The sequence below is a fragment of the Sebaldella sp. S0638 genome, from assembly GCF_024158605.1.
In the GTDB taxonomy this organism is placed as follows: Bacteria; Fusobacteriota; Fusobacteriia; order Fusobacteriales; family Leptotrichiaceae; genus Sebaldella.
The window spans coordinates 20432-32177 of sequence record NZ_JAMZGM010000045.1; the positions used below are offsets into that span (position 1 = coordinate 20432).

12 protein-coding genes, 1 tRNA gene and 1 other annotated feature are annotated in these 11746 nt (G+C 34.2%); all 13 genes read right to left on the reverse strand.

All coding sequences use genetic code 11. The annotated features are described in order from the left end of the window. Positions 1-9 precede the first annotated feature (9 nt). Positions 10-3456: a DNA-directed RNA polymerase subunit beta gene (rpoB, locus tag NK213_RS12455; RefSeq protein ID WP_253349631.1), complete on the reverse strand. Its 3447-nt coding sequence runs from the start codon at positions 3454-3456 to the stop codon at positions 10-12. 135 nt (positions 3457-3591) lie between these two features. Continuing rightward, positions 3592-3960: a 50S ribosomal protein L7/L12 gene (gene rplL, locus NK213_RS12460; protein ID WP_253349633.1), complete on the reverse strand. Its 369-nt coding sequence runs from the start codon at positions 3958-3960 to the stop codon at positions 3592-3594. A 26-nt stretch (positions 3961-3986) separates the two neighbouring features. Next, complete coding sequence (gene rplJ / locus NK213_RS12465) at positions 3987-4550, reverse strand: 50S ribosomal protein L10 (RefSeq protein WP_253349635.1); 564 nt, start codon at positions 4548-4550, stop codon at positions 3987-3989. A gap of 10 nt (positions 4551-4560) precedes the next feature. Beyond that, positions 4561-4692, reverse strand: a sequence feature (ribosomal protein L10 leader region). Positions 4693-4705: 13 nt separating this feature from the next. Next, positions 4706-5413 (reverse strand): 50S ribosomal protein L1, encoded by a 708-nt coding sequence (gene rplA / locus NK213_RS12470; protein WP_253349637.1) that lies wholly within the window; start codon positions 5411-5413, stop codon positions 4706-4708. A gap of 55 nt (positions 5414-5468) precedes the next feature. Further along, positions 5469-5894 (reverse strand): 50S ribosomal protein L11, encoded by a 426-nt coding sequence (gene rplK, locus NK213_RS12475; RefSeq protein ID WP_253349639.1) that lies wholly within the window; start codon positions 5892-5894, stop codon positions 5469-5471. 57 nt (positions 5895-5951) lie between these two features. Beyond that, positions 5952-6548, reverse strand: a complete 597-nt coding sequence (nusG, locus tag NK213_RS12480) for a transcription termination/antitermination protein NusG (RefSeq protein ID WP_253349642.1) — start codon at positions 6546-6548, stop codon at positions 5952-5954. Between the two features lie 10 nt (positions 6549-6558). Further along, the gene (gene secE, locus NK213_RS12485; protein WP_253349644.1) at positions 6559-6738 is read right to left on the reverse strand and encodes a preprotein translocase subunit SecE; all 180 of its coding nucleotides are present in this window, start codon (positions 6736-6738) and stop codon (positions 6559-6561) included. 23 nt (positions 6739-6761) lie between these two features. Beyond that, positions 6762-6837: transfer RNA gene (locus NK213_RS12490), tRNA-Trp, on the reverse strand. An 8-nt stretch (positions 6838-6845) separates the two neighbouring features. After that, positions 6846-6995 (reverse strand): 50S ribosomal protein L33, encoded by a 150-nt coding sequence (rpmG, locus tag NK213_RS12495; protein WP_012862381.1) that lies wholly within the window; start codon positions 6993-6995, stop codon positions 6846-6848. A 280-nt stretch (positions 6996-7275) separates the two neighbouring features. Continuing rightward, positions 7276-8238, reverse strand: a complete 963-nt coding sequence (locus NK213_RS12500) for a 2-hydroxyacid dehydrogenase family protein (RefSeq protein ID WP_253349646.1) — start codon at positions 8236-8238, stop codon at positions 7276-7278. Between the two features lie 155 nt (positions 8239-8393). After that, positions 8394-9803 (reverse strand): PTS transporter subunit EIIC, encoded by a 1410-nt coding sequence (locus tag NK213_RS12505; RefSeq protein ID WP_253349648.1) that lies wholly within the window; start codon positions 9801-9803, stop codon positions 8394-8396. A gap of 21 nt (positions 9804-9824) precedes the next feature. Next, entirely contained in the window at positions 9825-10565 is a 741-nt protein-coding gene (gene chbG / locus NK213_RS12510; RefSeq protein WP_253349650.1) for a chitin disaccharide deacetylase, read from the reverse strand. Between the two features lie 159 nt (positions 10566-10724). After that, a complete protein-coding gene (locus tag NK213_RS12515) occupies positions 10725-11570 on the reverse strand; it encodes a PRD domain-containing protein (RefSeq protein WP_253349652.1) in 846 nt (281 codons plus the stop codon). Between the last annotated feature and the right edge of the window lie 176 nt (positions 11571-11746).

Sequence of the window (11746 nt, forward strand, 5' to 3'; positions counted from 1 at the left end):
ATCCATAGTTTAATTTTCATTATTTTTATCTAATTCTATCACTTGACCATCTTTATCAAATAAATTTATGTCTAATCCTAATGATTGAAACTCTTTTATTAAAACTTTAAATGATTCAGGCGCATCAGCCTCAGGCATTCCCTGACCTTTTACTATTGCTTCGTAAGTTTTTGTTCTTCCGCTTATATCGTCAGATTTTACAGTTAACATTTCCTGTAAGATATTTGATGCTCCATATGCTTCCAGAGCCCAAACTTCCATCTCTCCCAGTCTTTGTCCACCGAATTGTGCCTTTCCTCCAAGAGGTTGCTGTGTTACCAGTGAGTAAGGACCAATTGCTCTTGCGTGCATCTTATCTTCTACTAAGTGATGCAGTTTCAGCATGTACATTCTTCCTACAGTAACACGATTATCAAATGGTTCTCCTGTTCTACCGTCAATTAGTTTTACTTTTCCGTTTCTTTCAAATCCTACTTTTTCCAGATAGTCTTTTACGTCATTTTCACTAGCTCCGTCAAAAACAGGCGTTGCTATATATTGATCAATATTTCCGATTGCCAGACCCAGATGGACTTCCAATACCTGTCCGATATTCATACGTGACGGTACCCCTAACGGATTAACTGCTACGTCAATTGGTGTTCCGTCTTCCAAATGCGGCATATCTTCCACAGGAAGTATTCTAGAAACGACACCTTTATTTCCATGTCTTCCTGACATTTTATCCCCGACAGTTATTTTTCTTTTTTCAGCTATATAAACTCTTACTACTTTGTTTACACCGGCCTTTAAGTCGTCACCGTCATCTTTAGTCAATATCAGAACATCTACAACTGTACCTTTTGTACCATGAGGAAGTCTTAATGATGTATCTCTTACGTCTTTAGCTTTTTCTCCAAAGATCGCTCTCAGTAATTTTTCCTCTGCCGGCGGTTCAGTTTCTCCTTTTGGAGTGACTTTTCCTACAAGGATGTCGCCGGGATTCACTTGTGCACCTATTCTTATAATACCGCTTTCATCTAAGTTTTTCAATGTCTCTTCAGAAACGTTAGGTATTTCTCTGGTGATCTCTTCATCTCCAAGTTTTGTTGTTCTTGCTTCTATATCAAATTCTTCTATATGTATTGAAGTAAATACGTCGTCTTTTCTAAGTCTTTCAGATATCAGAATCGCATCCTCAAAGTTGTACCCTTCCCAAGGCATGAATGCCAGAAGTATATTTCTACCAAGTGCAAGATCTCCACCTGCAGTTGATGGTCCGTCAGCAATTATATCTCCTCTTTTTACTTCGTCATCAAGGCTTATAATTGGCTTCTGATGCAGACACATTGCCTGATTTGATCTTTCAAAGTTCAGTAATCTGTGAACATGTTCCTTATCATTTTCATCTGTTACAATAATTTGTCTCGCATCTACGAAAGTTACTTTTCCGTTTGCTTTTGATGTCATTACTGCTCCTGAATCCACAGCTACTTTTCTTTCAAGACCTGTTCCCACATAAGGGGCCTCTGTTCTTAATAATGGTACCGCCTGACGTTGCATATTCGATCCCATTAGTGCTCTGTTCGCATCATCATGTTCAAGAAACGGAATTAATCCTGCTGAAACTGATACTACCTGTTTAGGTGATACATCCAGATAATGAACTTTTTCTTTAACTATATGGACTATTTCTTCTCCATATCTGCAGACTACTTCTTCTGCAAGGATATTTCCTTTATCATCCACAGGTGTATCCGCCTGTGCTATAAATAATCCTTCTTCTTCATCTGCTCCAAGGTAATTTATTTCATTAAGTATTGCCTTACCATTTTCTACTTTTGCAAATGGTGTTTCTATAAATCCGTATTTATTAACTTTTCCATAAGTTGACAGTGATCCTATCAGACCGATATTCGGACCTTCCGGTGTTTCTATAGGACAGATTCTTCCATAGTGTGAGTTATGTACATCACGCACTTCGAATCCTGCTCTTTCTCTTGAAAGTCCTCCCGGTCCCAAAGCTGATATTCTTCTTTTATGAGTTAATTCTGCAAGAGGATTCGACTGATCCATAAACTGAGAAAGCTGCCCGGATCCAAAGAATTCCAGAATCAAAGCATTTAACGGTTTAGTATTCAAAAGACTCTGAGGTGTTAAAGTAGTAATATCCTGTATTGTCATTTTCTCCTTAACCATCTTAGCCATTTTCATCATTCCGCCTTTGACCTGAATAGACAGTAACTCTCCTACTCCTCTTACCCTTCTGTTTGACAGGTTATCTATATCATCAGTATATCCGTCATCATTAAAAAGGTTTCTTACATAATTAATAGTCTGCATTACATCTTCTTTAGTAAGTGTAATTTCATTTTCCGGCAGATCCAGTTTAAGTCTTTTATTTATTTTATATCTTCCTACGTTGGCAAGATCATATCTCTGAGGATTAAAGAACATTTGTTTTAAAAGTGATCTTGCACTGTCTACAGTTACCAGATCCCCCGGTCTTAGTTTCTTAAAGACCTCTACAACTGCTTCGTCAGATGTCTTAGTATGGTCATGAATAAGTGAATTCGCAATAATTCTGTCTTCCGGCTTTACTTCCCAGTAATAAATTTTTTCAACTTTATTCTCAATTAATTTTTCTATTCCGATCTCGTCAATTAATTCTTCCGATTCCAGAATAAACTCTCCTGTTTTCTCATCAAGAATATCTTCTTTGTTAAAACTTCCTTCTAGTCTGTTTTTTATTACTTCCTGTAAATCATCACCTTTATATTTTTCGTAAATCTTATTCAGATCCAGTTCTTTAGATTCAAAAAACTGATCCATTATCTCTCTATTATTCGTGAAAAAGTCCACTGACTTTAAGAATATAGTTGATAAAACTTTCTTCCTTCTGTCTATTTTTACGTTTAATATATCATTCTTGTCAGTTTCAAATTCCAGCCAAGTCCCTTTATACGGGATTATTTTACCAATAAATATATCTTTTCCTGTTTGTATGCTCAACTCTTTATTGAATGTAACACCTGGTGATCTGTGCAGCTGAGATACAACAACCCTTTCTGCCCCGTTTATAATAAATGTGGCTTTATCAGTCATTAACGGAATTTCACCAAAATACACTAATGTTTCCTGTATTTCTTCTGTTTTCAAATTTATTAAACGTAATCTTACTTTCAGCTGACCGGCATACGTTTTTCTTCTTTTCTTACATTCCAGTTCGTCATTAAGCGGTTTATCATTTTCATGAATCTCATACCATATATACTCTAATTTAAGTTGACCATTACTCGATTCTATTGGAAAAATTTCCTGAAAAATATTTTCTAAACCTTGGTTTTCCCTTTTTTGCGGCGGGATTCCTGCCTGAATGAAGTCTTCGTATGAATTTAACTGAAACTCCAAAAAGTGAGGCATTTCTCCTCTGTCAACAATTTTTCCAAAACTAAATCTTTTAATAAGTCTGCTCATTAATTATTCCTCCTTATAGTTACCTATAACTATTCAAAAACCCAGTAATAACGGGGTTTAACTACTCTCTATCTGTAAATAGTGGAAAAAGACACCCCGAAATTTAGAGTGTCTCCTTATTATTTTGTCTTGTACTTATTTTAATTCTACAGTTGCTCCAGCTGCTTCCAACTGTGCTTTGATTTTTTCTGCTTCATCTTTAGAAGCTCCCTCTTTAACTGTTTTTCCTCCTGCTTCAACTAAGTCCTTAGCTTCTTTCAGTCCTAATCCAGTTATAGTTCTTACTTCTTTGATTACAGCTGTTTTCTTATCTCCGAAACCTGTTAAGATTACATCAAATTCAGTTTTTTCTTCAACTGCTGCTGCACCTGCACCAGCTGCTGCTACAGCTACTGGTTGAGCTGATACTCCAAAAGTTTCTTCTATCGCTTCAACTACTTCTTTTAATTCTAAAACTGTCATATTTTTTAAATCTTCTATAAATTGATCTTTATTAAATGCCATTTTTTCCTCCTAAAATATTTTTTTTATTAGTTTGCTTCTGTAGCTTCTGCTACCGCTTCTTCTTTATTCTCGTCTATAGTAACTACTGGTGCCTCTGCTCCTGATTCTTTTTGTTCAGCAACATTTGTCATAGCTACTGCTAACATTCTTACTGGTGATAACAATCCATATGCTATCTGACCAAGTAATTCTTCTCTTGAAGGTAATTTAGCTAGAGCTTCTATTGTAGCTACCTCTACTCTTCCACCATCAACATATCCTGCTTTTATTAAGAATTTATCTTTTACAGTTTGAGAGAAGTCATAAATTAACTTTGATGGTGCAACTCCATCTTCAAAACCTAGTGCAAATGATGTAGTTCCTTCTAAAACATCATCAAAGTCAGCATCGATTCCTGCTTCTTTCAAAGCAATTTTAAATAATCTATTTTTAGCTACTAGATATTCGATTCCTGCTTCTCTGGCTTTTCTTCTTAATTCTGTATCCTCATTTACTGTAATCCCTTTATAGTCTACAAATACCACAGCTTTTGCTTCTTTGATTTTATCTTTAAGTATACTTACCTTGTCTACTTTTGATTGTGCTGGCATTTTTTCACCTCCTCTATATAAAAAACCTCTGATTTGCAAAGACAATAACTCAGAGGAAAACATAACTCTATGCTTAATTAACCTCGGTAGGATTTACCGGATTGCTCCAACCTACTGTCTTTGGCTTTGAATTTTTTAAAAATATATATTCAAAATTACTTTGAAACGTATGAATTTACCAATAACGGATCGATTTTGATTCCAGGACCCATTGTTAATGATATTGCTACAGTTCTTAAATACTGTCCTTTTGATGCATCAGGCTTTAACTTTATGATTTGATCAACAACAGTTTTAAAGTTTTCTGTGATTTTTTCTTTATCAAAGTTAACTTTTCCAATTGGTACATGTATTGATCCTAATTTATCTACTTTAAAAGCTAATTTACCTTTTTTGAATTCGTCTACAGTTTTTGCAACATCAGTTGTTACAGTTCCTGATTTAGGGTTAGGCATTAATCCTTTAGTTCCTAAAAGTTTTCCTAATTTCCCTAACTTAGGCATCATGTCCGGAGTAGCTATTACTAAATCAAAATCCAGCCATCCACCTTGTATTTTAGTAATATACTCATCATCACCAGCGTAATCTGCACCTGCTTTTAAAGCTTCGTCAATTTTATCTCCTGAAGTAATAACAAGAATCTTAATAGTCTTTCCTGTACCGTGTGGTAATACTACAGTACCTCTAACCTGTTGATCAGCATGTCTAGGATCTACTCCTAATCTAAATGCTAATTCCACTGTTTCAGTGAATTTTGCACTTTTAGTTTCAAATACTAAGTCCAAAGCTTCTTCAGGTGTATATAATTTCATTTTATCTACTTTTTTAGCAATTTCCTGGTATCTTTTCCCTTTTTTTGCCATTATGAATTTTCCTCCTTTGTGGTCATTGGGTTATCCCTTCCACTAAAATATATGGTTATTCGCTTATTTTTATTCCCATGCTTCTTGCTGTACCGGCGATTACATTCATAGCCGCTTCAACACTGCCAGCATTTAAATCAGGCATTTTTGTTTCTGCAATTTCTTTCAGCTGAGCTTTTGTAATAGTTCCAGCAACATCTTTTACTGAGTTTGCAGCACCTTTGTTAACTTTAGCTGCTTTTTTCAATAAATCTGATGCAGGTGGAGTCTTTAGTATAAAAGTAAAGCTTCTGTCAGCATAAACAGAAATCTCCACAGGAATTACAAATCCCATTTTGTCTTGAGTTTGTGCATTAAATGCTTTACAGAAATCCATTATATTAACACCGTGTTGTCCTAAAGCAGGTCCTACCGGTGGAGACGGATTTGCCTTTCCAGCGTCTAATTGTAATTTTATTTTTCCAATTACTTCTTTTGCCATCTTAAAATTTCCTCCTTTGTGGTAAATGATCTCTCTCCCACTTAAATATCTATACGTTTAAATTTTACGAACTTCGTGATATTCCAGCTCTACTGGCGTCATTCTTCCGAAAACCTCTACCATGACTTTTACTCTTCCATGTTCATGATCAACTTCAGCTATTTCAGCTTCCTGATTTTCAAATGCACCATTCTTAATTATTACTTTTTCTCCTGCTTCAAGATCAAGTCTTGCTTTCGGAGCACTTTCATTCTCGTCTAAACCGATTTTTCCTAAAAGGCTTTTTGCTTCGTCATCTGCAAGCGGTATAGGATCACTTCCTACGCCTACGAATCCTGTAACGCCGTTAGTATTTCTTATTACATACCAGGCATCACTGTCTACTCTGTATCCCAGCCCTAAATCGTTTTCCTCTTTTTTAGACAGCATTTCTACCATTACATATCCCGGAAATAATTTTCTGGGAACCTTAACCATTTTCCCTCTTTTTTCTTCCATTATTTCTTCTTCAGGAACAAGTATTCTGAAAACTCTGTCTGTGAGATTCAGTGTTACTACACGTTTCTCAAGATCGGCTTTCACTTTCTTTTCATATCCTGAATATGTATGAATTATATACCATTTTTTTTCTAAATTATCGCCATCTAACGTCATAATTATCCTCCTATTTACCTCTTAAAAAAATTATTAGTAGAGATAATACTCTGTTAAAGCTTAGATCAAATGCAACTACATACAGAGAAATAAATATAGTTATTAATAAAACAATCACAGTAACATGGAGTACCTCTTGTTTACTTGGCCAATATACTTTTTTATATTCATCTATTATTTCTTTCAACATAAGTTTTTCACTCCTAATTAAAATGGCAGGTCAGGAGGGGCTCGAACCCCCAACCCTCGGTTTTGGAGACCGATGCTCTACCAATTGAGCCACTGACCTAGGTTTCATTATTTTACTTCTCTATACAGAGTGTATTTTCTTAATACCGGATTGTACTTTCTAAGTTCGATTCTCTCAGGATGTGTCTTCTTGTTTTTAGTAGTCACATAGTGTCTCAACTTAGTTTCTGTACATTCCAGGATAACTTGTACTCTCATACTTCTATCCCTCCCAATAATTATTGGTTTAACTAGAATAAACTAGCCTAAAGATTCTATCATAAATTTTGTATTATGTCAAGGGATTTCTCTCCTCTTTTATAGATGTTTTTACAGAATCATTTATTTCAGCAGTTTTTTCAACAAACTGTTATCAGTATACAACTTTTTTGTAAAAAATGCAAAGAAAATATTTTCTTATTGTTATTTTTTCCGGTTTTTCCATCTTCATTTTCCTTGAAGCACTCTATTTTCAATATTCCTCGTATCTACAGTTTTTTTATTTATATTTATTCACTGGTGAATACGGATTTTCACCGTTTAGTACCTGCACTATATTTTTTGCAGCACATAAAGCCATCTGATCTCTGGTTTCTATTGTGGCATTTCCTATATGAGGAGTAAGCACTACATTTTTCATCTTTTTTAGTTCATCTCCTATTTCAGGCTCGAATTCATAAACATCCAGTGCAGCACCTTCTATTTCCGCGTTTTTCAAAGCTTTTACCAGAGCTTTTTCATTAATAATCGGACCTCTGGCACAATTTATGATATATGCAGTTTTTTTCATTGCACTGAATTCTTTTTCATCAATCATATGTTTAAGAGCCGGAGTATAAGCACTGTTTATTGTTATAAAATCCGATTTTTCTAATAGTTCTCCAAAAGCGGAATATTTTGCCTCCAGTTCCTTTTCTATGTTTTCATCCTGTTTTTCTATATCATAATACAAAATATTCAAACCAAAACCTTTTGCCTTTTTTGCCACAGAACGTCCTATATTTCCAAATCCTATTATTCCTAATGTTTTCCCGTGTACTTCTCTCCCAAGAAAAAATAAAGGAGCCCATCCGTTAAATCCTGTAGTTCTGCATAACTCATCACCTTCGGCAATTCTTCTTGAAACTGCCAGCAAAAGCCCTATTGTCAGTTCAGCAGTAGCCTCAGTCGATACTAACGGCGTATTTGAAACAGGAATTCCTTTTTTACCTGCATATTCAAAATCTACATTATCATAACCTGCACCAAAATTAGCTATTATTTTTACTTTTTCTGCATTGTCAATAATCTTCTTATTTATCTGTGTAGATAAAAGACTTAATATGGCATCTGCGTCTCTGCTTCTCATAAGCAGCTCCTCTTCTCCTATGAGCTTTTCCCCTTTATAAACATCCAGTTCATGATCTTTTAAAGCTTCATATCCTGCTTCGGGTATTTCTCCCGCTATAAATATCTTTCCCATGCCGCTCTCCTTTTCAAACAGAGAAAATTTTCTCTTTCTTCTGTTTATATAAATAAAATTTTATGTAATTAATAACTAATATATCATAACTGTTTTTTACCTTCTAAGTCAATCTCTGTACATAATTTTTTATCACAGGAAAGCAGCCGGAATTTTTATTCTCCTGTTATCCTTTTCATATATATAATTACATTTGTAACTTCAGGGCCTATTACCACCTGTACATTATGTTTATCATTCTTAATTACTGCATGTGCCCCTGTCTGTTTAAGTTTGCTTATATCTACAAGATCACTGTCATGCAGTTCCATTCTGAGCCTTGTTACACAATTCTGCAGTGATATTATATTTTCTTTCCCCCCGATATTTTCTATTATTTTTTTTGCCATATATTCATAATTTTTATGTGATAAAGACAGTTCATTTTCTTCATATGCACTTTCATCTCCGTAAGGTGTTTCTTCCTCTCTTCCTACTACCTTTATATTTAGTTTTGTAATCAATATATAGAAAGTAAAATAATAAAGCAGAAAAAAGAATATCCCTACAGGTATTATAAGCCATGTTTTATTTCCCTTAGTAAAATTCAGCACAAAATCTACTACTCCGGTACCGAAAGAAAAACCGAGCCTTACCTGTAAAAAATACATCACTGCAAATGATAAGCCTGTATATATGCAGTGTATAAAATACAACAAAGGTGATGCAAATAAAAATGAAAATTCTACCGGCTCAGTAATTCCTGTAATAATAGAAGTAATCGCTCCTGATGTCATAAGACCTTCTACCTCTTTTTTTCTTTCTTTCCTTGCAGCTCTTGTTATTGCAAGTCCTATAGCCGGTATACCAAACATCATTATAACAAAGAATCCCACGAGGAAAGAACCTGAAGTAGGATCACCCGCTATAAATCTTGGAATTTCTCCGCTTACTATCTCGCCTTTTGGTGTCTGATACTCACCAAGTGCAAAATATATATAAGAATTAAGAACATGATGAAGCCCGAAAGGTATAAGCAGTCTGTTCAGGAAGCCAAACAGGAATACTCCCACTGCACCCAGTTTTACCAGTCCATGTGCAAATTTATCAATTCCGTTCTGCATAAACGGCCATATAATCCCGAATATTCCTGACGTAAGAATCATAACAGGAATTATCACACTTATCGGAGTTTTTTCCCCGCCGAAAAATGTAAGAACACTTGGAAGTTTTGTCTCTTTGAATCTGTTATAAACAGCAGCTGCTATTAATCCTGCTACAATTCCGCCGAATACCCCCATACTCAGCTCAGGGTTCATTATTTTCAATCCCTCTTTCAAAACTATCAATGACAGAAAACCGGTTATTGCCGGAATTGCTTTATCCTTAGATTTTGAAAAACCTATTACTATACTCAAAGCAAACAACATATCCATATTTGCAAAAATAGTTCCTGCTGCTCCCAGTAAAGGTATATTCAGCATATCATCAGCACCAAATCTTATTAATAAACCGGCTACAGGTAATGCAGCTATAGGAAACAGAACTGATTTACCCAGTTTTTGCAGAAAAAATTTAAAATTCATTTTTTATCCTCCCAAAATATTTTATAGTTCTCCATAAGTTACTAGATCAAACAGCGTACTTCCCTTGAATTCTTTTACTCTGACAGCATCTGTTAAAAAAGCTGTTTCATCCAGACGCGGCAGATTAAAAGATGAATTTTCCATAATAAATTTATCAAGATAGCTCGGATGTGTCATTACTTCCACAGAATCATATTTTTCAAATATTGCAGCGATACTATTGATATCTTCAAGTGCTTCTTTATATTCCATATGAAACAGATCTGTTGTTTTCACATTACTGTTTATATTCTTAAGATTTGAAAAATTATTACGTACAGGAAGATTATACTCTTCTGCAAGACGGAGATAGACTGTGTAAAGTTCTCCAAAACTGTTAATATGATGATGGCTGTCCAAATGTGTAGGTATCAGCCCGTAGGATAAATATTTCTCTATCTGTGCTTTCCATTCTTTATATACTTCATCTAAATCTATTTCAAAATTATTATTTTCATAAAAGGAAAGTTTTTTGAAATTCCCGTTTTCATCAATAATGGTTTTATGAGTATCAAGCAGCGGCCTTCCAAAAGTAAGAACCAAATGCACGCCTATCCCCAGTCCCGGATTTTCTTTTGCCATTTCTGCTGCATGCTCAGTAGCCGGAGTATTCATCATCATTGTAGTGGATGTTAGTATTCCTATTTTATAAGAATCCAAAATTCCATACGTCACAGCTCTTGAATACCCAAAGTCATCTGCATTAATAATAAGCTTTTTCATTTTTACCTCCTAAAATTTTTTTAATCAAAAAAACAGGCAATAACCAAAATCTCTATACTCTTAGTATAAAGAATCTCAGCTATTGCCTGCCTAACCAGTTACACGCTATATTTAATTACTACATTATATCTCGATTTTAGCAAATGTCAATATCCAAAACTAAAAAATATCTAAGTCTTTGGATTTTATTTTAGCCAAATGAATAGTTATATAGCCTATTTCATCTTCATTAAAAATAATATTATAACTTTTTTCAGCAAATTCAGCTACTTTCTGAGAAATTTTATAATACATTTTAAGTTTCTTTTTTATCTCAGGAAGAAGTATATTTTCAATTTTAATATTATTTTTTACACGATTAACAGCAAATTTCAAATGTGTAAGAAGTCTTATAAAATCATAACTTTCCCTGTCAATCTTCTGCCCAAGCTCATTTTCTATGACTTTTACCAGTTCATATGTGAGTGTGAGCTGCTCAGAAGTTTCCGAAACTTTGACTCCTCTCATGGCTGCATGAATATGCATGGTTATAAATCCTACTTCATCAATTTCCAGTTTAAATTCAAGACTTTTATTTACTTCCCTGATAAATTTTTCTGCTATTGCATATTCCTGAGGGTATAAAACCCTGAGTTCTTCCAAAAAAGGGTTTCTTATAATAGTTCCGTATTTGCTTCTTTCTATTGCAAATGACAAATGGCTTAACATAGTCAGATGAAAATAAATACTAAGTTTTTCTTTTAATTCTTCATCTATTATTTTCAGTGCTTCCTCTACTATATCAAGAATTTCTGAATCAGTATTGTCTGCAATATCGGAAAAGTATTTTTTATCTTCTTCCGAAAGGGCACCATACAGCTTTTCTATGGCACTGTATAAAACTGTTCCTCCTGATTTAGCCTTAAATCCTATTCCTTTTCCGACGGCTATAATTTCAGTATTTTTCATCTTATCTTTACATAATAATACATTATTGCTGAATACTTTTATTATCTCGAAATCCATATCTCCACCTGTTGTTATGTTATTTAAATGATAAATAATATCTGTATAAAAATCATCACTCTGAATTATTATACCTCGAAACAGAAAAAAGTAAAAACAAAAAAAAGCTCTAAAAAAAAAGAGCAATAAAAAAGCTTGGCGAAGACCTATATTCCCTAGAAGTAAATCTAAGTATT